Source organism: Parvibaculum lavamentivorans DS-1 (genome assembly GCF_000017565.1).
GTDB lineage: Bacteria > Pseudomonadota > Alphaproteobacteria > Parvibaculales > Parvibaculaceae > Parvibaculum > Parvibaculum lavamentivorans.
Genome location: NC_009719.1, coordinates 3,873,814 through 3,895,054, shown reverse-complemented (window position 1 = coordinate 3,895,054; position 21,241 = coordinate 3,873,814). Strand labels below are relative to the sequence as shown.

General features: G+C 63.3%; 20 protein-coding genes. 3 read left to right on the top strand and 17 right to left on the bottom strand.

Annotated elements, in window-relative coordinates; translation table 11 throughout:
* Positions 1 to 131: 131 nt before the first annotated feature.
* Positions 132 to 563, bottom strand: a complete 432-nt coding sequence (irrA, locus tag PLAV_RS18450) for an iron response transcriptional regulator IrrA (RefSeq protein WP_012112496.1) — start codon at positions 561 to 563, stop codon at positions 132 to 134.
* Between the two features lie 279 nt (positions 564 to 842).
* On the opposite strand from irrA, the gene fabA reads away from it, so the two are divergent.
* The 3 genes from fabA (at position 843) to fabI (ending at position 3,610) form a co-directional block, all read left to right on the top strand.
* Positions 843 to 1,361, top strand: a complete 519-nt coding sequence (fabA, locus tag PLAV_RS18445) for a 3-hydroxyacyl-[acyl-carrier-protein] dehydratase FabA (protein WP_012112495.1) — start codon at positions 843 to 845, stop codon at positions 1,359 to 1,361.
* 86 nt (positions 1,362 to 1,447) lie between these two features.
* Entirely contained in the window at positions 1,448 to 2,674 is a 1,227-nt protein-coding gene (fabB, locus tag PLAV_RS18440; protein WP_012112494.1) for a beta-ketoacyl-ACP synthase I, read from the top strand.
* A gap of 69 nt (positions 2,675 to 2,743) precedes the next feature.
* On the top strand, positions 2,744 to 3,610 hold the full coding sequence (gene fabI / locus PLAV_RS18435) for an enoyl-ACP reductase FabI (RefSeq protein WP_012112493.1): 867 nt from the start codon (positions 2,744 to 2,746) through the stop codon (positions 3,608 to 3,610).
* A gap of 6 nt (positions 3,611 to 3,616) precedes the next feature.
* Here the strand turns inward: fabI and PLAV_RS19165 are convergent, their stop codons facing one another.
* The 16 genes from PLAV_RS19165 to PLAV_RS18350 form a co-directional block, all read right to left on the bottom strand.
* A complete protein-coding gene (locus tag PLAV_RS19165) occupies positions 3,617 to 4,240 on the bottom strand; it encodes a DUF4893 domain-containing protein (RefSeq protein WP_012112492.1) in 624 nt (207 codons plus the stop codon).
* Positions 4,241 to 4,311: 71 nt separating this feature from the next.
* Complete coding sequence (gene pnp, locus PLAV_RS18425) at positions 4,312 to 6,498, bottom strand: polyribonucleotide nucleotidyltransferase (protein ID WP_012112491.1); 2,187 nt, start codon at positions 6,496 to 6,498, stop codon at positions 4,312 to 4,314.
* Between the two features lie 320 nt (positions 6,499 to 6,818).
* On the bottom strand, positions 6,819 to 7,088 hold the full coding sequence (gene rpsO, locus PLAV_RS18415; protein ID WP_012112490.1) for a 30S ribosomal protein S15: 270 nt from the start codon (positions 7,086 to 7,088) through the stop codon (positions 6,819 to 6,821).
* 10 nt (positions 7,089 to 7,098) lie between these two features.
* A complete protein-coding gene (truB, locus tag PLAV_RS18410; RefSeq protein ID WP_012112489.1) occupies positions 7,099 to 8,022 on the bottom strand; it encodes a tRNA pseudouridine(55) synthase TruB in 924 nt (307 codons plus the stop codon).
* A gap of 4 nt (positions 8,023 to 8,026) precedes the next feature.
* On the bottom strand, positions 8,027 to 8,449 hold the full coding sequence (gene rbfA, locus PLAV_RS18405; protein WP_012112488.1) for a 30S ribosome-binding factor RbfA: 423 nt from the start codon (positions 8,447 to 8,449) through the stop codon (positions 8,027 to 8,029).
* A 62-nt stretch (positions 8,450 to 8,511) separates the two neighbouring features.
* The gene (infB, locus tag PLAV_RS18400) at positions 8,512 to 11,175 is read right to left on the bottom strand and encodes a translation initiation factor IF-2 (protein ID WP_012112487.1); all 2,664 of its coding nucleotides are present in this window, start codon (positions 11,173 to 11,175) and stop codon (positions 8,512 to 8,514) included.
* A 30-nt stretch (positions 11,176 to 11,205) separates the two neighbouring features.
* A complete protein-coding gene (locus PLAV_RS18395; protein ID WP_083762723.1) occupies positions 11,206 to 11,886 on the bottom strand; it encodes an RNA-binding protein in 681 nt (226 codons plus the stop codon).
* Positions 11,873 to 13,483, bottom strand: a complete 1,611-nt coding sequence (nusA, locus tag PLAV_RS18390; protein ID WP_012112485.1) for a transcription termination factor NusA — start codon at positions 13,481 to 13,483, stop codon at positions 11,873 to 11,875. The genes PLAV_RS18395 and nusA overlap by 14 nt, the downstream gene beginning before the upstream one ends.
* 4 nt (positions 13,484 to 13,487) lie before the next feature.
* Complete coding sequence (gene rimP, locus PLAV_RS18385) at positions 13,488 to 14,111, bottom strand: ribosome maturation factor RimP (protein ID WP_012112484.1); 624 nt, start codon at positions 14,109 to 14,111, stop codon at positions 13,488 to 13,490.
* Between the two features lie 157 nt (positions 14,112 to 14,268).
* Positions 14,269 to 14,994, bottom strand: coding sequence for a tRNA (guanosine(46)-N7)-methyltransferase TrmB (trmB, locus tag PLAV_RS18380; RefSeq protein WP_012112483.1), 726 nt, complete (start codon positions 14,992 to 14,994; stop codon positions 14,269 to 14,271).
* A gap of 29 nt (positions 14,995 to 15,023) precedes the next feature.
* Complete coding sequence (metK, locus tag PLAV_RS18375) at positions 15,024 to 16,193, bottom strand: methionine adenosyltransferase (protein WP_012112482.1); 1,170 nt, start codon at positions 16,191 to 16,193, stop codon at positions 15,024 to 15,026.
* Between the two features lie 225 nt (positions 16,194 to 16,418).
* On the bottom strand, positions 16,419 to 16,808 hold the full coding sequence (locus PLAV_RS18370) for a helix-turn-helix domain-containing protein (protein WP_049767903.1): 390 nt from the start codon (positions 16,806 to 16,808) through the stop codon (positions 16,419 to 16,421).
* Between the two features lie 180 nt (positions 16,809 to 16,988).
* Positions 16,989 to 18,662 carry an apolipoprotein N-acyltransferase gene (lnt, locus tag PLAV_RS18365; RefSeq protein ID WP_012112480.1) on the bottom strand — a complete coding sequence of 558 codons (1,674 nt, stop codon included), beginning with the start codon at positions 18,660 to 18,662 and terminating at the stop codon, positions 16,989 to 16,991.
* Positions 18,663 to 18,665: 3 nt separating this feature from the next.
* Positions 18,666 to 19,625 carry a hemolysin family protein gene (locus tag PLAV_RS18360; protein WP_012112479.1) on the bottom strand — a complete coding sequence of 320 codons (960 nt, stop codon included), beginning with the start codon at positions 19,623 to 19,625 and terminating at the stop codon, positions 18,666 to 18,668.
* Between the two features lie 9 nt (positions 19,626 to 19,634).
* The gene (gene ybeY / locus PLAV_RS18355; RefSeq protein ID WP_012112478.1) at positions 19,635 to 20,192 is read right to left on the bottom strand and encodes an rRNA maturation RNase YbeY; all 558 of its coding nucleotides are present in this window, start codon (positions 20,190 to 20,192) and stop codon (positions 19,635 to 19,637) included.
* Positions 20,189 to 21,199, bottom strand: a complete 1,011-nt coding sequence (locus PLAV_RS18350) for a PhoH family protein (RefSeq protein ID WP_049767836.1) — start codon at positions 21,197 to 21,199, stop codon at positions 20,189 to 20,191. Before PLAV_RS18350 ends, ybeY begins: the two co-directional genes overlap by 4 nt.
* Positions 21,200 to 21,241 lie beyond the last annotated feature (42 nt).

Genomic DNA, 21,241 nt, shown 5'->3' with positions numbered 1-21,241 from the left:
AAGGGCGATTACAGGAGGTTGGACAGGATTCTAGGACCGTTAACCGGAGCGGTCAACAGATTGGATATATTCCAAACAAACATTTTAGTTATTGTTTTTGCGAGGAATTCTCAAGTCTCGCGCTGGCAGGATCAGCCTTTGGGCCGGTCATGCAGGCGGACGATGACATCGACGCGGGCGATGTCCATGCCTTCCGGCGCGGCCGGGAGCTTGCCGATGGTGACATCGGTGCCCGCAATATCCATCAGCGCGCCATCCTTCTCGATGAAGAAGTGATGGTGGTCGTCGATATTGGTGTCGAAATAGGTCCGCGCGCTGTCCACCACCACTTCGCGCAGGAGGCCCGCGCCGGTGAACTGGTGCAGCGTGTTGTAGACCGTGGCGAGGGAAACGCTGACGCCGGCCTTCTGCGCTTCCTCATGGAGGGCTTCGGCCGTGACATGGCGATCACCGCCATCGAACAAGATGCGGCCCAGAGCCAGCCGCTGGCGCGTGGGGCGGAGCCCTGCTTCCCGCAGCCTGGTCAGTGTCTGTGCGTAGGGGCGTTCCTGCGTCACCAACATATCCCTCTGGGTTTTGCCTTCCGCTACGGAATACGGAGTGCAGTTTGTAATCGTTACAAACAGATAGATAGTGTCCCTGTCATGCATTTGTCAAGGGCTCGACGGCGGGCGGAAAGGGCGCTAAATGCCCGTAAGGCAAGGGTTTGCGGCGGCCCAAGGGTGTGTTACCAAGCCAAGCTGAGCGAGGAAGCGGGAGCGGCGCGAGCGCCGCGGAGCGAGGACGGCACCGGACCGGCCCGGGCAAGGGGCGGCAAGCGGGCCATTTTTGAGCGGACGACAATGGCGGAACGGAAATCGGCTTACTCCCTGGACGACCTTCTCGAATGCGCGCATGGCCGCCTGTTCGGACCCGGCAATGCCCAGTTGCCGCTGCCGCCAATGCTGATGATCGACCGCATCACGCATATTTCGGATGAGGGCGGCGAACACGGCAAGGGCCTCATCAAAGCCGAATTCGACATCAAGCCGGAGCTCTGGTTCTTCCCCTGCCATTTCGAGGGCGACCCGATCATGCCGGGCTGCCTCGGCCTTGACGGCGCGTGGCAGCTTCTCGGATTTTTTCTCGGCTGGATCGGCGGCAAGGGCAAGGGCCGCGCGGTCGGCGTGGGCGAGGTGAAGTTTTCCGCGATGGTGACGCCCGCGGTCAAAAAGATCGAATACATCATTCAGCTGAAGCGCGTGGTGAACCGCCGTCTCGTGGTCGGCGTTGCCGATTGCACTATTCTGGCGGATGGCGAACTGGCGTTTACGATCACCGACATGAAGGTCGGGCTGCAGACGGAAGAACAAGCCGCCTGAGAACCGGACGGCCCGAGAGAACAACGCAACGCACATGATTTCCATCAGCGTGCAGGTAATTGATCCGCAGTGAAAGAGAGGCTGCCATGAGGCGAGTCGTCGTCACAGGCATGGGCATCGTTTCCAGCATCGGAAACAACACTCAAGAAGTCGTCGGGAGCCTGCGTGAAGGCAAATCCGGCATCGTGAGAGCCGATACCTATGCGGAGATGGGGTTCAGGAGCCAGGTGCATGGCAGCCTGAAGATCAATCTCGACGAGGCGGTGGACCGGCGCGCGCGGCGCTTCATGGGCGATGGCGCGGCCTATGCCTGGATCGCGATGGAACAGGCGATCCGCGATGCGGGGCTCGAGGAAAGCGATGTGAGCAACCCGCGCACGGGGCTCATCGTCGGTTCGGGCGGACCTTCGACCAAGGCGATCGTCGCCGCCGCCGACATGGCGCGCACGGAGCCCGTGAAAGGCCCGAAGAAAGTCGGCCCCTTCGCGGTGCCGAAGGCGATGTCCTCGACCTGCTCGGCCAATCTTTCGACCTGGTACAAGACCAAGGGCGTCAACTACTCCATCAGCTCGGCCTGCTCGACCTCGGCGAACTGCATCGGCAATGCGGCCGAGATGATACAGTGGGGCAAGCAGGACGTGATGTTTGCCGGCGGCGGCGAGGAACTCGACTGGACATTGTCGGTGCTCTTCGACGCGATGGGCGCGATGTCGGCGAAGCGGAACGACACGCCGGAAAAGGCGAGCCGCGCCTATGACAAGGACCGCGACGGCTTCGTCATCACCGGCGGCGGCGGCATTCTCGTGCTGGAAGAGCTCGAACACGCGAAGGCGCGCGGCGCGAAGATCTATGCCGAGATCGTCGGCTATGGCGCGACGGCGGACGGCGCCGACATGGTGGCCCCTTCCGGCGAAGGCGCGGTGCGCTGCATGAAGATGGCGCTGCAGAACGTCAAAGAGAAAGTCGACTACATCAACCCGCATGCGACATCGACGCCTGTGGGCGACATTCCCGAGATCAACGCGATCCGCGAAGTCTTCGGCGCCGACATGCCGCCGATCAGCGCCACGAAATCGCTGACCGGCCACGCACAGGGCGCGGCGGGCGTTCACGAAGCCATCTACACGCTGCTGATGATGCAGTCCGGCTTCATAGCGGCGAGCGCCAATATCGACGAGATCGACCCGGCGGTCGCCGACGCCAACATTGCGCGGACGCGCATCGACAATGCCGACATCAATCTCGCGATCTCGAACAGTTTCGGTTTCGGCGGCACCAACGCGACGCTGGCACTGCAACGCTATAACGGGTGAACGCAGCCCGAGGGGAACGGGACCGGCGGTGCCGGAAGCGGGGCTGAACAATTGGGAAGCGAGACACGCATGCATGGTTCTGGCGGAGAGAAGGCGGGCGAAGGCGCATTGGTGCTGACAGGGCCGCTGATGAAGGGCCGGCGCGGCCTTATCATGGGTGTGGCGAACGATCACTCGATCGCCTGGGGCATTGCGCGGGCGCTGGCGGCACATGGCGCGGAACTCGCCTTCACCTATCAGGGCGAAAGCTTCGGACGGCGCGTGAAGCCGCTGGCGGCATCCGCCGGCTCGAAGCTGCTGCTGCCTTGCGACGTGACGGACCCGGCGAGCCTCGATGCGGCTTTCGAGACGCTGGAGAAGGAATGGGGCGTGCTCGACTTCGTGGTTCACGCCATCGCGCATTCCGACAAGAACGAGCTCAAGGGCCGCTATGTCGACACGACGCGGGAAAACTTCCTGCGCACGATGGATATTTCCTGCTTCTCCTTCACCGATGTGGCGCGGCGCGCGGCAAAGCTGATGACGCGGGGCGGCTCGATGGTGACGCTGACCTATGGCGGCTCGACGCGCGTCATGCCGAACTACAATGTGATGGGCGTGGCGAAGGCCGCGCTCGAGGCGAGCGTGCGCTATCTCGCGGTCGATCTCGGCCGGCACGGCATTCGCGTCAACGCGATTTCGGCAGGTCCGATGCGCACACTTGCGGGCTCGGCGGTCGGCGATGCGCGGTTCGTGTTCAAGTGGAACAAGACACATGCGCCGATCAAGGAATCGATCGAGCTCGACCATGTGGGCGGCGCCGGGCTTTACCTGCTCTCCGATCTTTCGGCGCGGGTTTCCGGCGAGGTGCATCATGTCGATGGCGGCTACAACATCATCGGATTGCCGCGCGCGGAAGAGCTGAAGGCGAGCCAGCCGGAGGGCGGCGAGGGCTGAGGCCCATTATTTTCGCCGCGTCATTTCCAGCACGTTGAAGGTTGATTCCAACTCCGGCCAGGGGAAGACCGCGCGGGCGCGGCCGTCTTCGAGGAGGGAGACGATGGCGGGCTGGTCGATCATTTGCGGATCGGTGACGCCACCTTCGGGGCCCGAATACGCGCGGATGGGACCGGAGTGGCCCTCATTCGGCGCGGCGAGCAGGACCCAGCTTTTTTCGTCGCGCTCGTAAAGGAAGCCGGACTGGCGCTGCGAGCCGGTGCGCTTTTCGAAGAAGAGGCGGCCGTCCCTTTCCACGACCTCGCAGCGGAACCAGCCATAGACGACGAAGCCCGCGAAGGGGCCGCCCGCCTTGATGGTGCGGCAGTTCCAGTCGCCTTTCAGCCTTTCGGGATCGGCGGCGACGGTCTCGCCTTCCATGATGCTCACGAGTTCATTGTAGGTGCCGTGTTCCTCGCCGGCGACGCGGGACTCCATCATGCCTTTCGTTACCGCATCCTCGTATCGCTCCAGCCGGTCGCGATCATGCGCCGTCACTTGCGCTTGCCAGCCATTGGCGGGCGCTTCATCGGCGAGGGCGGGAGCGGCGAAGAGGAAGAGAGCGGCGGCGAGAGCGGCGGGTCGGCGCATGCGGGGTCTCCAAAAGAAAACGGGGCCAGCATGAGCTGACCCCGCAATCCTAGCTTTATTGCGACGAGACGTCAGTCGCGTTCGCGACGGCGACCGCGACCACCGCCGCCTTCGCGCTTTTCGCGGGGCTGCTCGGCGGGCTCGTTTTCGTAGACGATCTCTTCGCCGGTTTCCTGGTTCACATGCTTCATCGACAGGCGGACCTTGCCGCGATCATCGAAGCCCAGGAGCTTGACCTTGACCTTGTCGCCTTCCTTGACGACATCGGAGACCTGCTCCACGCGGGTCGGCGCCATCTGCGAGATGTGCACGAGACCGTCGCGCGGGCCGAAGAAGTTCACGAAGGCGCCGAAATCGACCGCCTTCACGACCGTGCCCTCATAGATCTTGCCGACTTCCGGCTCGGCGACAATGCCCTGAATCCAGGCGATCGCCTTGCGGATCGACTCGCCGTCGGACGAGGCGACCTTGATGGTGCCGTCGTCGGAAATGTCGACCTTGGCGCCCGTCTTTTCCACGATCTCGCGGATGACCTTGCCGCCCGTGCCGATGACTTCACGGATCTTGTCGGTCGGCACGGTGATCACTTCGATACGCGGCGCGTATTCGCCCATTTCGGGGCGGGCCGTGTCGAGAGCTTTCGCCATCTCGCCGAGAATATGCAAGCGGCCGCCCTTCGCCTGGGCGAGGGCCTGCTTCATGATGCGCTCGTTGATGCCGGTGATCTTGATGTCCATCTGGAGCGAGGTCACGCCTTCCTGCGTGCCCGCCACCTTGAAGTCCATGTCGCCGAGGTGATCCTCGTCGCCGAGGATGTCCGACAGAACGGCGAAACGCTCACCTTCGAGGATGAGGCCCATGGCGATGCCGGCGACGGCGCGCTTCAGCGGCACACCCGCATCCATCATCGCGAGCGAGGAGCCGCAAACGGTTGCCATCGAGGAGGAACCGTTCGACTCGGTGATTTCCGAGACGAGGCGCAGCGTGTAGGGGAACTCGGTCTTGGGCGGAAGCACCGCACGGAGCGCGCGCCAGGCGAGCTTGCCGTGACCGACTTCGCGGCGGCCGGTGAAGCCGACGCGGCCCGTCTCGCCGACGGAGAAGGGCGGGAAGTTGTAGTGCAGCAGGAAGTTTTCCTTGTAGGTGCCTTCCAGCGCGTCGATGAACTGCTCGTCATCGCCGGTGCCGAGCGTCGCCACCACGAGGGCCTGCGTTTCGCCGCGCGTGAAGAGCGCCGAACCATGCGTGCGCGGGAGCACGCCCACTTCCGAGACGATGGGGCGAACGGTTTCGAGATCGCGGCCATCGATGCGGCTTTTCGTGTCGAGGATCGAGTTGCGGACGACGTCGCTTTCGATGCTCTTGAAGACGCCGCCGACATCCGTTTCCGAAACGGCGTTCGGATCTTCCGGATTGCAGAGGGCGGATTTCACCTTGTCCTTCGCGGCGGCGAGCGCCTCGTGACGCTGGCCCTTGTCCTTCAGGCCATAAGCGGCGCGGACATCGCTTTCGGCCAGCTCACGCACCTTGGCGACGAGTTCGGAATTGTCCTTCACGTCGATGGCGCGCGGCTCCTTCGCGCATTTCTCGGCCATGCGGATGATCATGTCGATCACCGGCTGGAATTCCTTGTGGCCGAACATGACGGCGCCGAGCATGATGTCTTCGGAAAGTTCCTTCGCTTCCGATTCCACCATCATCACGGCGTCGGCGGTGCCGGCGACCACGAGGTCGAGCGCGCTTTCGGGCATCTCGTCGATCATCGGGTTGAGCTTGTACTCACCGCCGATATAGCCGACGCGCGCGGCGCCGATGGGCCCAAGGAAAGGCAGGCCGGAAATGGTGAGCGCGGCGGAGACCGCGATCATGGCGACGATGTCGGGATCGTTTTCCATGTCGTGGCTGACGACGGTGGCGATCACTTGGGTTTCGTTCTTGAAGCCCTTGATGAAGAGCGGACGGATCGGACGGTCGATCAGGCGGGAGACGAGCGTTTCCTTTTCGCTCGGACGGCCTTCACGCTTGAAGAAGCCGCCGGGAATCTTGCCCGCGGCATAGGTCTTTTCCTGATAATTCACGGTCAGGGGGAAGAAATCGAGGCCGGGCTTCGGCTTGCGTTCGCCAACAACGGTGGCGAGAACGGTGGTGTCGCCGTAGGTCGCGAGAACCGCGCCATCGGCCTGACGGGCGATCTTGCCCGTTTCGAGGACGAGCGTACGGCCGCCCCATTCAATTTCTTCGCGTGTGATTTTAAACATATCGGTTTCCTGTTCCGCGCCGCCCGCTTTGCATGCGTTCTTCCATCATCATGCGGGCCGGCGCTTTTCTGCCGCTCATATCGCGGCCGGACAAATAGGACGGCTTTCCACGGATGCGCCGAATGCGCCGTGCGACAAGCACGAAGCCCGGACCCCAGAGACGAGGGGCAGCGGGCTCAACCGCGACAACCATCCGTCAACGGACGAATGTCTCTTTCGTAACGGCCCCGCAAAACACACACGCCCGCCCGTCAGGTTCCGAAAGGAACCTCGGGGCGGGCGCCGTGCAAAGCAGAACCGTGGGGGCAATAAGCACCCGGTTACCGCCGAATCCCCAAACGGGAGATCAGCTTTTCGTAACGCGCCTGATCCTTCTTCTTCACATAGTCGAGAAGGCTGCGGCGCTGGCTCACCATTTTCAAAAGACCGCGACGCGAATGATTGTCCTTCGCGTGGCCCCGGAAATGTTCGGTGAGGTTGACGATGCGTTCGGTCAGGATCGCGACCTGGACTTCAGGCGAACCAGTGTCGCCATCCTTGCCGGCGAATTCCTTGATGAGCTGAGCTTTGCGCTCCGGCGTAATCGACATCGGGATCTCCTTATGAACCGAGATTGAACACGCGGACGGGACAGAGCTCCCCTTGCCTGTATTCGGTCAGCGCCACCGGGTCTCCCCGATGGGTCGCCAGAACCGATCCGGAAAGGATGGGTGCGTCGCGCCCGCGCAACAAAACTCCCTGACCCTTTCTCAATCGGGCCGCATCGTCGCCGCTTACGGCCAGCGCCGGGATGTCGTCCAGCGCGGTCTCAAGCGGCAGTAAATGCGCCCCAGAGCCGGGAGCGGGCGCAATATGGCCCAAGGCGCAGAGTTTATCCAGCGGAATTGCGGCCTCTTCCCGGAAGGGGCCGTGGCGGGTGCGCCGGAGGGCGGAAACATGGCCGACGGTGCCGAGCGCCAGCGCCAGGTCGCGGGCCAGCGAACGGACGTAAGTGCCTTTACTGCAAAGGATTTCCAGCTCGGCATGGTCGGTGTCGGGACGGCCCAGAAGGGCGATTTCGTGAATTGTGACGGGACGGGCCTCCATGACCACTTCCTCGCCGGCCCGGGCGCGGGCATAGGCGCGCTCGCCATCGATCTTGATGGCGGAAAAAGCGGGAGGAACCTGCTGGATTTCGCCCCTGAAGGCCGCGAAACCGGCTTCGATTTCGGCATCCGACGGGCGGCGGGGGCTCGTTTCGGTGACTTCGCCCTCGGCGTCATGCGTGGTCGTGGCCTCGCCGAAGCGGATTGTGAAGCGGTAGCCCTTGGCGGCGTCGATCATGAAGGGGACGGTCTTGGTCGCCTCGCCGAGGGCGACGGGCAGGATGCCGCTCGCGAGGGGATCGAGCGTGCCGGCATGGCCTGCCTTCTGGGCATTGAAGGCGCGGCGGATCCTGTTCACGACATCGGAGGAGGTGGGCCCGACCGGCTTGTCCACCACGACCCAGCCCGAAACCGCCTCGCCTTTTTTGCGGCGGGCCATCGGCCTATTCCTCGTCGTCCTGGGGCGAGAGATCCTGCGAGACCTTCGGCGAATGCAGCAGACGGTCGATCTGCTCCGCCTTGTCGAAGGAGGTATCGGGCTCGAAGGTGAGATCGGGCATGTATTTGAAGGTGACTTCCTTCGAGAGCTGACCGCGCAGATAGCCGCGCACGCGGGTGAGCGCGGCGGCAAGAGCCGCAGCATCGCCCTTGCCCAGCGGCGCGACGAAACAGGTGGCGTGGCGAAGGTCGGGGCTGACGCGCACTTCGGTGACGGAGAAACTGCGTTCGATCAGGTCCGGGTCCTGAATGGTGCCGCGGGTGACGACATCGGACAGCGCACGGCGAATGAGCTCGCCCGCGCGGAGCTGACGCTGGCTGGGACCGCGCGTGGCGCGATGGCTCTTTGAACTCGATTTCTTCTGCATGGGCTTTTAAAGCTCGATCCGCCGGATCGACCTCCCCCCACCGGGGGGAGGTGAATTTCAGATCAGGCGAGGCTGCGCTGCACGACCTCGACATCGAAACATTCGATGACGTCGCCCTTGCGCATATCCTGGTAGCCCTCGAAAGCCATGCCGCATTCCTGACCGGACTGCACTTCCTTCACTTCATCCTTGAAGCGCTTCAAGGTGGAGAGCTTGCCTTCGTGGATCACCACGTCGTCGCGGATGAGGCGGACATGCGAACCGCGGCGCACGACACCTTCGGTGACGCGGCAGCCCGCGACCTTGCCGGTCTTGGAAATGTTGAAGATTTCCAGGATTTCGGCATTGCCGAGGAAGGTTTCGCGCAGCTCCGGCGAAAGCATGCCGGACATGGCGGCCTTGATGTCGTCCACGAGGTCGTAGATGACCGAGTAGTAGCGGATTTCGACGCCGGCCTGACGCGCGGCATCGCGCGCCTGCGTATTGGCGCGGACGTTGAAGCCGATGATCGGCGCGCGCGAGGCGGTCGCCAGCGTGACATCCGATTCCGTGACGCCGCCGACGCCGACATGAAGGACACGGGCGGTGACTTCGTCGGTGCCGAGCTTTTCAAGCGCCTGCACGATCGCTTCGGCGGAACCCTGCACGTCCGCCTTGACGACGATCGGCAGCTCTTTCTTGTCCTGTTCCTTCAGCTGCGAGAGCATCTGGTCGAGCGAGGTGCGCCCGCCGGTGCCGACGCGCTTGTCGCGCTGGAGACGCTGGCGATAGGCCGTAACTTCGCGGGCGCGGCCTTCGCTCTCGACCACACTGATGACGTCGCCCGCTTCCGGCGCGCCGCCGAGGCCAAGCACTTCGACGGGCACGGAGGGACCGGCGCTTTCGACATTTTCGCCGCGATCATTGATGAGCGCGCGGACACGGCCCCATTCGGCGCCGGCCACGATGATGTCGCCGACTTTCAGCGTGCCGCGCTGAACGAGCACGGTGCCGACCGGGCCACGGCCGCGATCGAGCTTCGCCTCGACGATGATGCCTTCGGCGGCACGATCGGGATTGGCACGGATGTCGAGCAGTTCGGCCTGGAGGAGAATGGTTTCCTCGAGCTTGTCGAGGCCCATGCCCGTCTTGGCGGAGATCGGCACGGTGAGGACGTCGCCGCCGAAATCCTCGACCACGACTTCGTGCTGCAGCAATTCGTTCTTCACGCGGGTCGGATCGGCTTCCGGCTTGTCCATCTTGTTGATGGCGACGATCATCGGAACGCCCGCGGCCTTCGCGTGATTGATCGCTTCGATGGTCTGCGGCATGACGCCGTCATCCGCCGCGACGACGAGCACGACGATGTCCGTCACCTTGGCGCCACGGGCGCGCATCGAGGTGAAGGCGGCGTGGCCCGGCGTATCGAGGAAGGTGATGCGCTCGCCCGAGCTCAGGTTTACCTGATAGGCGCCGATATGCTGCGTGATGCCGCCCGCTTCGCCGGCCGCGACGTCGGTCTTGCGTAGCGCGTCGAGCAGCGAGGTCTTGCCGTGGTCGACATGGCCCATGACCGTGACGACGGGCGCGCGCGCCTGCTTCGCCTCTTCGATATCGGCTTCGCCGACGAGGCCTTCCTCAACGTCCGATTCCGCAACGCGCTTCACGGTGTGGCCGAGTTCTTCGGCGACGAGCTGGGCGGTGTCGCTGTCGATCACATCGGTGATCTTCAGCATGATGCCCTGCTTCATCAGGATCTTCATCACATCGACTGCGCGCTCCGCCATGCGGTTCGCGAGTTCCTGAATGGTGATGACTTCCGGAATGACGACTTCACGGATGATTTTCTGCGGGGCTTCCTGAATGCCCATGTGCTTCTTGCGCTCGCGCTCCACGCGGCGGCGCATCGAAGCGAGCGAACGCTGGCGCTCGCTCTCGTCGTCGAAAGCCTTGGTGATGGTGAGCTTGCCGCGACGGCGTTCTTCGCTGCGGCGCGCAGGCGGCGCCTTGGCGGGCGTGTGGCCGGCGCCGCGCTTCGGCTTATCGTCGTCTTCCTCGATCGCCTGCTCCTTGGCGGGGCGGGCGGCCGCAGGCGTGGCGGCGGGCCGGTCATCGTCGAGGCGGCGCTTGGCTTCCTCGGCGGCGCGGGTCCGCGTGGACTGATCGGCGGTGTGACGCGAGGCTTCCTCGGCGGCGCGCGCGGCCGCGGCGGCACGCTCTGCTTCGCGGCGGGCATCTTCCTCGGCGAAGCGCCTGGCTTCTTCCTCGGCGCGCCGGCGATCCTCGCCTTCACGTTCGCGCGCGCTGTCGAGCGCCTGGGCACGGGCGTTTTTTTCTTCTTCGGTGAGCGTGCGAAGGACGACGCCGGAGCGCGAACGGCTCGGCTTCTTTTCCACGGCAGGCGCGGCGGCCGGAGCCGGGGCGGGCACTGCCTTGACTTCAGGCGCGGCCTTGGCGACGGGTGCCGGCCTTTCCTCGACCGGAGCGGCGGGCTTTACCTCAGGCGCGGCAACCGGCTTTTTCGCGACCTCTTCGGCTGCTGCGGGAGCAGCGGCAGGCGCGGCGGCCGGTGCGGCATCCGCCGAGGTCTTCAGCGTGCGCTTCTTCTTTTTCTCGACGACGACCGACTTCGAGCGGCCATGCGAGAAATTCTGGCGCACATGGCCAGATTCCACCGTCCGCTTGAGGCTCAACGTCTTGCCTGCGGCTTTCGGTTTGCGTTCGCTCGTATCGGCCTGGTCGGTCATTCGTATCCTTCGTTATCCTGGGCCCCGTCCTCAGAGAGAACGGGCATTTTCCGGGCTGTCTTTCCGCCCATAGCGTTCCAGCCTGACGAGATCCGCCATGACTTTCGCCTGCATGCGTCCCTGGATCAGGGCAGCATGTATCACATTTCCCCTACCCAATGCCAAACCCATTTCATAGGCCCAGAGGGGGCTGAGAACGGGGACATCGGGCAGAATACCTTGCTCTTTGGCCACCCGGAGGCGCTGTTCGAGCTTGCGGCGACCATCTTCGGCGCCATCCCTGGCCTCGATGAGGCACACCACGCGGCCACGATCTATGGCCGTCATAACCTTCTCAAAACCTGCTTCCAGCGCGCCTGCCTTGCGGGCGAGGCCCAGCGTATCGGCGGCGCGGCGGGCGAGCAGGCGCTCCACAAGATCGGGAAGGCCAGAATCCGCACTGGCGGAAGCCTTGGCCGCCCTTGCGAAGTGACCCTTCGCAACGGCTTTTTCAAGCATTGCGCGGGTTCCGGTCACCCATAAACCCCTTCCGGGGAGCTTTTCCGCCAGATCCGGCACGACCCGGCCTTCGGGGTCGAGCACGAAACGGATCAGCCCGCCTTTCGGGCCGCTCTCGCCCGAGACGATGCAGCGGCGCTCCGAGGGATCCGTGGCTTCGGCGCCTTCACCCTGCGGATCGGCCGCGTGCGCCTCGCCGTCAGGCTTCTTCACCAACCTCGTCCGTTTCACCGGCCTCTTCCTCTTCGTCGGAGGCGAGATCGGCCTCGGTGATCCAGCCGGCCTTGAGGCGCGCCTGCATGATGAGGTCGTTCGCCTCCTCGGCGGTCAGATCGAAGCCCTCGATGATACCCTGCTGATGCTTGCGCTCGCCGTTCACCGTCTCGTTCCAGCCGATGAGATCGTCGGTGGCACAGCCGGCAAGGTCCTCGACCGTCTTCACGTCGTTCTCGCCGAAGGCAACCATCATCTTCGGCGTGACGCCCGGCACGTCGGCCACTTCATCGGCGACGCCGAGCTCACGGCGCTTCGCATCGAACTCCGCGTTCTGGCGTTCGATATATTCGAGCGCGCGGCTCTGGATTTCCTGAGCGGTGTCTTCGTCGAAGCCTTCGATTTCGGCGATTTCATCGAGGTCGACATAAGCCACTTCCTCGATCGAGGCGAAGCCTTCGGAGGCGAGGAGCTGCGCGATCATCTCGTCGACATCAAGCGCCTCGGCGAAGGTTGCCGTGCGGCTGAGGAATTCGGCCTGACGGCGTTCGCTCTCTTCGGCCTCGGTCAGGATGTCGATATCCCAGCCGGTGAGCTGCGAGGCGAGGCGCACGTTCTGGCCACGGCGGCCAATGGCTAGCGAGAGCTGATCGTCCGGCACGACGACTTCGATGCGCTGTGCATCTTCGTCCAGCACGACCTTGACGACTTCGGCCGGCGCGAGGCCATTGACGATGAAGGTGGCGGCATCGGGCGACCACTGGATGATGTCGATCTTTTCGCCCTGCAATTCGTTCACCACGGCCTGCACGCGGGAGCCGCGCATACCGACGCAGGCGCCGACGGGATCGATCGACGAGTCGTTCGAGAGAACGGCGATCTTCGCACGGCTGCCCGGATCGCGGGCGACGGCCTTGATCTCGATGATGCCATCATAGATTTCCGGCACTTCCTGCGCGAAGAGCTTCGCCATGAACTGGGGATGCGAGCGCGAGAGGAAAATCTGCGGGCCGCGCTGTTCGCGGCGCACGTCATAGATATAGGCGCGGACGCGATCGCCATTGCGGAAGGTTTCGCGCGGAAGCAGCTCGTCGCGGCGGACAATGGCTTCGCCGCGACCGAGATCGACGATGACGTTGCCGTATTCGACGCGCTTGACGATGCCGTTGACGATCTCGCCGATGCGATCCTTGTATTCGTCGTACTGGCGCTCGCGCTCGGCGTCGCGCACCTTCTGCACGATGACCTGCTTGGCGGTCTGCGCGGCGATGCGGCCGAAATCGACCGGCGGCAGCTCGTCCTCGATGAGATCGCCGAGCTGCGCGGCCGGATTGCGGCGCTGCGCGGATTTCAGGTCGATCTGGACGGCGTCGTTTTCGACTGTGTCCACCACTTCGAGGAGGCGCACGAGGCGAATTTCACCGGTCTGCGGATTGATCCGTGCACGGATTTCATTTTCCGCGCCGTAGCGGGAACGCGCGGCCTTCTGGATCGCTTCCGCCATCGCCTCGATGACGACTTCGCGGTCGATCGACTTTTCGCGCGCGACCGCATCCGCGATCTGCAACAGTTCGAGCCGGTTGGCGCTTACAGCCATTCTCTTATTCTCCGTCGGCGGGGGCGTCCGGGTCATCATTGACCGGGCCCTGTCGTTTGAGACTTTCCCTTATGAGGTCGTCGCTCATCACGAGCTTCGCCTCACTCAACTGACGGAACGGCAGGCCGAGAACCTGCGGCTCCGAAAAACCTTCGATATCGCACTCAACAAGAACTTCGTCATCCTCGACGCCCTGAAGGATGCCGCGAAACCGCTTGCGGCCCGAGAGGGGCTCCGACAAGCCGACTTTCACTTCAAAGCCGCTCCAGCGTTCGAAATCCTTCGGCCTTGTCAGCGGCCTGTCGATGCCGGCCGACGAGATTTCCAGATGATATTCGCCGGGGATCGGATCCTCGACATCGAGCAGCGCCGACAACATGCGCGACAGCTCCGCGCAATCCTCGACCGTCATCGACCCGTCCGGCCGCTCCGCCATGATCTGCAGCGTCTGGCCGTCCTGCACACCGAAGCGCACCCGGACGATCTCGAAGCCCGCGCCCTCGGCCGGCGCCCGCAGCTGCTCGAACACCCTGCGCGCAACGCCGGGAGGCGCGATCAGATGCGTGTCGAGCGCGGCGAGATCGGTTGCGCCGCTGTCAGGCTTTTTATCGAGACCCGTGGAGGGCAAAGGCCGTTCTCCAAACAGATGTGCCGACGAGGCCCCAGAAACAAAAAAAGCGGGCCCCCGTTTCCGGAGACAGCCCACTCTGAGAGCGTCGCTGACTTGATTGGCGCCTATATAGCCCCTTTTCGGGGCGAAGGGCAAGGGGCGGGCCGGCGAGGGCTCAGGCGCGGCGGAAGGCGAGATAGGTGGGTGTGCGGCCTTCGCGGATCGCCTTTGCCTCATAGCGGGTGCCAGGCCAGCCTTCATAGGGCGTGCGCCAATCGGCTGGCTTTTCGGCGGTCCAGACGAAGGTTTCGCCATTTTCGCGGTTGAAGCGGGCGATATGGGCGAGCGTCCAGGCGATGTAATCGGGAATGTCGCTTGCGAAACGCAGTTCGCCGCCCGGCTTCAAGGCGCGGGCGAGGAAGGCCAGCGTCTCCTCATTGATGAAGCGGCGCTTGTTATGGCGTTTTTTCGGCCAGGGATCGGGGTAAAGGATGAAGGTTCGGGCGAGCGAGGCAGGCGCCAGCCGCTCCAGCAGGAAGCGGGCATCGTCGTTGAGAATGCGGATGTTTTCGAGGCCGCGTTCGTCGATTTCGGCGACGAGCTTGGCGACGCCGTTCACGAAGGGCTCGCAGCCCAGGATACCTACATCGGGATGAAGCGCGGCCTGGTGCGCGAGATGCTCGCCGCCACCGAAGCCGATTTCGAGCCAGACTTCGCTTGCACACTCGAAGAGCCTGGCCGGATCAATGGTGCTGTCGGCAAGAGAAATGGAGACCCTCTTGCCGAGGGTCTCCATCAGATGTGCCTGACGGGACCGCAAGCTCTTGCCCTTGGTCCGGCCATAGACGTGGCGGCGGGATTTCTCCGAAGCACTGCCCAGATGTGAATTTCTCGGGCTCATGCCGCTCGCACTTCTCTGGTCCTCCGCTCTTAGCGGATTTCCGCCTTGAGCTTGTCCGCGAGGTCGGTCTTCTCCCAGGAGAAACCGCCATCCGATTCCGGCACGCGGCCGAAATGACCGTAAGCGGCCGTGCGCTCATAGATCGGCCGGTTGAGCTGAAGATGCTCGCGGATACCACGCGGGCTGAGATCCATGCATTTCGCGACAGCCTTCTCGATCGCATCTTCCTCGACCTTGCCCGTGCCGTGCAGATCGCAATAGATCGAAAGCGGCTTCGAGACACCAATCGCATAGGAAAGCTGAATGGTGCAGCGCTCGGAAAGGCCTGCGGCCACAACGTTTTTCGCGAGGTAACGCGATGCGTAAGCCGCCGAACGGTCGACCTTCGTCGGATCCTTGCCGGAGAAGGCACCGCCGCCATGCGGCGCCCAGCCACCATAGGTGTCGACGATGATCTTGCGGCCGGTGAGGCCGGCGTCGCCGTCCGGGCCGCCGATCACGAAGTTGCCGGTGGGGTTCACGTAGAATTCTTCTTCCGGCGGGAACCAGCCATTGGGCAGAACGCTCTTCACGGCGTCGCGGACGAGTTCGCGGAGATCTGCCTGCGAAACATTCGCCTTGTGCTGCGTCGAAACGACAACCGAGGTCACGCCGACCGGCTTGCCGTTTTCATATTTCATCGTCACCTGACTCTTGGCATCCGGCTCGAACTCGGGACGCTTGCCCGAATGACGATCCTCGGCCATGCGTTTCAGGATGCGATGGGCGTAATAGATCGGCGACGGCATGAGCACATCCGTCTCGGTGCAGGCATAGCCGAACATGATGCCCTGGTCGCCAGCGCCTTCATCCTTGTTGCCGGCGGCATCAACGCCCTGTGCGATGTCGGCGGACTGGGCATGCAGCAGCACCTCGACATCGGCATTCTTCCAGTGGAAGCCTTCCTGTTCGTAGCCGATTGCCTTGACGGCGTTGCGCGCCGTTTCCTCGACCTTCTCCTTGGTGATGGAGGCGGGGCCGCGCACTTCGCCGGCGAGCACGATCTTGTTCGTGGTTGTCAGCGTTTCGCAGGCGACGCGGGCAAAAGGATCGGCCGCCAGATAGAGATCGACGACGGCGTCGGAAATCCTGTCGCACACCTTATCGGGGTGGCCCTCTGAAACGGATTCGCTGGTGAACAGGAAATTTGACCTAGCCAAGTTTGATCTCCCTCATGGGTCTGAGATGAGTTTTGCGCCCCAATGCGGCGGAACCGCCCGTGGGCTCTAAAATCGGATGCCGTTGCGGGACAATGATCGCCTTCAATCCCTGTCAGCCCCGGCCAGCGGCTCTGGTTTTTGCAAGGATCGGATGCCGGGTCAACAGCCGGGCGCAAAAAGATATGCACATACGTGCATATCCCCTATATATTTACCGTAATGCTGTCAATGGGGCTGGTTTTCGTCCGTTGCCGGCGTTTCCACCTCGTCGCTCAAACCGCCCAGGGCCTTTACGAGGTCGAGAATACGCTTGCGGAGCTTCGGGTCGGCGATAGCGAAGAAAGCACTGTTGAGCTGTATGCCTTCGGCCGTCGAAAGAATGTCCATGTCGAAGCCGGGGGAGGGGGCTGCGTCCGGTTCCATGCCATTGCCTTCGCCCGGCTCCACGCCTTCGAAGAAGTATTCGATCGGAACACCCAGCACGCTGCCAATCTGATAAAGGCGGCTCGCCCCGATGCGGTTGCTGCCCTTCTCGTATTTCTGAACCTGCTGGAAGGTGAGACCGAGGCTCTCGCCCAGTTTTTCCTGGCTCATGCCGATCAGCATGCGGCGCATGCGGACCCGGCCGCCGACATGGACATCAATCGGATTCGGTAATTTGCGCGTCACGCTGGACCCTTTGGACGAAAGCCATGCTGCCACACTACAACCATAAGTCGTCCCTTGCAGTAAAGACACACGCCAGAAAATGGCTGAATTCCGGGGCCCCCCCAATGTGGACGCAACCCTTCAGCTTCAGGCGCGGCTTTTGACCCTTGGCCGGCCGTACCAGGCGGCGGCGGAGGCCGCGAGCAGCAGGAAGGCCAGAAAGAAGTCGCCGAGACGGGCGTAGAGGGTGGGCTGCAGGGGAGCGGGCAAGGCCGCGTCGATGACGCCGCGCCTGTCGAGGGGGAGACTTTTCAATACCCGGCCATAGGGGTCGATGACGGCGGAAATGCCGCTGTTCGCCGCGCGGACAAGGGGCAGGCCCTGCTCCACCGCACGCAGGCGGACTTGCGAGAAGTGCTGGCTCGGACCGGCATGGACGCCGAACCAGGCATCATTCGTGATGTTGACCATCCAATCCGGCCGGGGACCGGGCGCAACCACCTCGCCAGGGAAAATGACTTCGTAGCAGATAAGCGGACTTACCGGCGGCAGGCCCGGGAGTGTCAGCGTGCGCGGGCCCGGCCCGACATCGAAACTGCCCTGGAACTGGACGAGCTGGCGAAGACCGATGCGGCCAAGCCAATGGCGCAGCGGCACATATTCCCCGAAAGGCACGAGATGATGCTTGTCGTAGGTTTCAACGATTTCGCCGCCCGCACCGACGACATAGAGGCTGTTGTAGAAGACGCGCAAACGGTCCGATGGACCGCCAGGTTCCGGCTCACCGCGATTGGAGCCGGCGATCAGCAGTGCGCCTTCGGGCAAGACGCGGCCGATGGCGGAGAGAACATAGGGCTGGCGCGCAAGCAGCACCGGCACAGCATTCTCCGGCCAGACGACGACCGTCTTTCCGTCGATGCCCCGAGGCCGTTCCGGCGTCGGATCGCGCGACATGCGTAGAAGCTGCCCGATGATGGTGAGAACACGGTTCTCATCCGCCCAATCGTCGGCGAAAGGCGTGTTCGGATGCACGATCCTGACGCTGACGCCGTCGGCATATTTCAACTCGGCCGAGGAAATGCGCGCGGCACCTCCAACCCAGATCAACGCCAAACCCGCCAATGCAATCAAGGGCGCGGTGAGAAGCTCGCCGTCTACGGCCCGCTGCGCTGGGCTGACACGCGTATCGAACGCAGCCGGCGAACCGACGATCAGCAGCGCGATGAAAGAGAGGCCATAGGCGCCGACAAGCGCCGCAGCCTGCATGAGCGCATCCGAGCCTGAGAAACTTTCGCCGATCAGGTTCCACGGGAAGCCCGTCAATATATGGCCACGGAGCCATTCCAGCACCGTCCAGGAAACCGCGAGCACGACGACACGCCGATAGCCGCGAAACCAGAAGAGCCGTGCAAGCGCCGCGGCGGCGCCCGTGAAAAGCGCGAGGCCCGCCGGCAGAAGAGTGACGGCGACGGGAAGCAGAAAGGCGAACTTCTCCGCTTCGACCAGAAAGGCATGACCGATCCAATAGAGCCCGAGAAGGAAATAGCCGAAGCCGAACCACCAGCCGACGACGCCCGCACGCCACAGAACACGGCGGCGGCGCGATCTCGTCGGCTCGCCTACACCATCCAGAAGCCAGATGAGGAAAGGCACGGTGATGAAGAGAACCGGCAAGAAATCATAAGGCGGAAGGGCCAGCACGCTGACGGCGCCGGCAGCAAACGCCGCCAGATAGCGCCGCCAGCCACGCAACTCGGCCAGCGCGACAGCGACACGTTCAACGCGATAGACGGCGGCAGCAAGGCCGCTTTCAACCCGCACCGATCAGCCCTCCGCCGTCACGGCGGGCACAGCGTCTTTCTCGGCCGCGGTCAGGAGATGAATACGCATGCGCTTGATACGGCGGGCATCGGCGTCCTTCACCTCGAATTCAAGACCGGCGGGGTGGCGGACAAGTTCGCCACGCAACGGAACGCGGCCGAGCAACGAGAAGACAAGCCCCGCCAGGGTATCGACATCGTCTTCATGCTCTTCCTCGACGAGGCGGAGGCCGATCATATCCTCAAGATCCTCGATCGGGCAGCGCGCATCCGCGTCAATCGTACCGTCTTCGCGGCGGACGAGAGCCGGGCCTTCATCCGTATCATGCTCGTCTTCTATTTCGCCGACGATCTCCTCCACCAGATCCTCGATCGAAACGAGACCGTCCGTGCCGCCATATTCGTCAATGACGAGCGCAAGATGGATGCGCGTCGCCTGCATTTTCACGAGAAGATCGAGAGCGGGCATCGATGGCGGCACAAAGAGAATATTGCGCCGAATGGACCGCAGCGAAAAAGCCGGCCGTGGCGGCGCCTCTTCTTCCTGCGGCGCAAGCCAGGCGAGCACGTCCTTCAGGTGGACCATGCCGATGGGATCGTCCAGCGTCTCGCGATATATCGGCATGCGCGAATGGCTCGACACATGGAACAGGCGGAGGCACTCCTCGAGCGGACAGCTTTCCTCGACGCCAATGACATCGGCGCGCGGCACCATGACATCGTCCACGCGCAGCTCGCCGAATTTCAGGATGTTGACGAGCATATGCCGCTCTTCGGCGGTGAGGCTGCGATGCATGTCCTCATGCTCTTCGATCACCTCTTCCAGGCTTTCGCGGAGCGAACCGTCGCCATTGCCGTTCAATCCGAGCAACGCGCGGAGCCAGCCGAAACGCGAGCGGCTGCGCGATGCGGCGGAAGCGTCTTTGGGGGAAGGGGCGAGAGATCTGTCGGTCGTATCGGCCATTGGCTTTTATTATTGTCCGGGGTGATCGGCGCCGTAAGGATCGGCAATGCCGAGGTCTTCGAGAATGTCGCGCTCCAGGGCTTCCATTTCGTCGGCATCCACATCTTCCATGTGATCGTGTCCGAGAAGGTGGAGCACGCCATGCACGGTCAGATGAGAGAGATGGTCGGCGAACTTCTTGTTCTGATCGAGCGCTTCGCGGGCGATCGTTTCGCGGGCGAGAACGACATCACCGAGAAGCGGGGTAGCGCCGCCGAAGACCGCCTCGGGGGCGCCGGTGTCGGGCATTTCAGCAGCCGGAAAGGAGAGCACATTGGTCGGCCCCTCCTTGCCGCGATAGGCCTTGTTCAGCTTCGCTACCAGCGCATCGTCGCCCAGCACGATGCAGAGCTCGGCGCTCTCGTCGCCGCGTGCGACTGCATATGCGTGTTCGGCCGCGCGGCGAACCGTTTCATCCGTGCTGCTTTCCCAATCTCCGGCTTCGCGCAGAACCTCGATCTCCAGTCCGGAAACGGAACTGCGGACCTTGGCGCTGCGCTTTCGCCCCGGCGTGCCGTCGGAACTCATCTAGTGCCCTCCGCGAGAAGACCACGTTCGCGGGCATTGTAAGCCTTGACGATGCGGGTGACGAGCGGATGCCGCACGACGTCGGCGTCGGAAAAATGAACCGTGGAACAACCGGGAACGCCATCGAGCACTTCCAGTGCATCGCGAAGGCCGGACTTCGCGCCGAGCGGCAGGTCGACTTGGCTCGGATCGCCCGTAATCGCCATGCGGCTGTTTTCGCCGAGGCGGGTCAGAAACATCTTCATCTGCACGGGTGTACAGTTCTGCGCCTCGTCGAGAATGACGAAGGAATTCGCGAGCGTTCGTCCGCGCATGAAGGCGAGCGGCGCGACTTCGATTTCGCCGGACTCGATGCCCTTCATCGCCTGCTCGCCCGGCAGTGTGTCGTAGAGGGCGTCGTAAAGCGGACGGAGATAGGGGTCGATCTTTTCCTTCAGGTCGCCCGGCAGGAAGCCGAGACGTTCGCCCGCCTCGACGGCGGGGCGGGACAGGATGATGCGATCCACGCGCTTCTGCAGCAGCATGGAAACGGCGACGGCGACGGCGAGATAGGTTTTGCCGGTGCCGGCGGGGCCAACGCCGAAGACGAGTTCGTTCGACATCAAGGCGTCGATATAGGTGCCTTGAGTTTGCGAACGCGGGCCGATGACGCGGCGCTTGGTCTGTATCTGCTGCCGCGCGAGGCCGCTTTGCGGCTGGGCGAGGTCGGCATCGGGTGCGGTTGCCATTCGGATCGCTCCTTCCACTTCGCCGGTGTTCACTTCCTGACCGGATTTGAGCCGGGCGTAGAGGTCCTTGAGGACGCGATCGGCCTGGTTGCGCGCATGGGCATTGCCCGTGATGACGAGCTTGTTGCCCCGCGAGGTTGCAAGCACGCCGAGACCTTGTTCGATGCGCGCGAGGTTTCTGTCATTGGTCCCGAAAAGCTCGGTCAGCAGACGATTGTCGTCAAAAGCAATGACAAGACTGTCGACGCCGCCCGCTTCGCCCTTGTTCGATGTCTTCATTCCACCTGTTGCGCTCAACTGCACCCTGTCCTTTCGACGTGC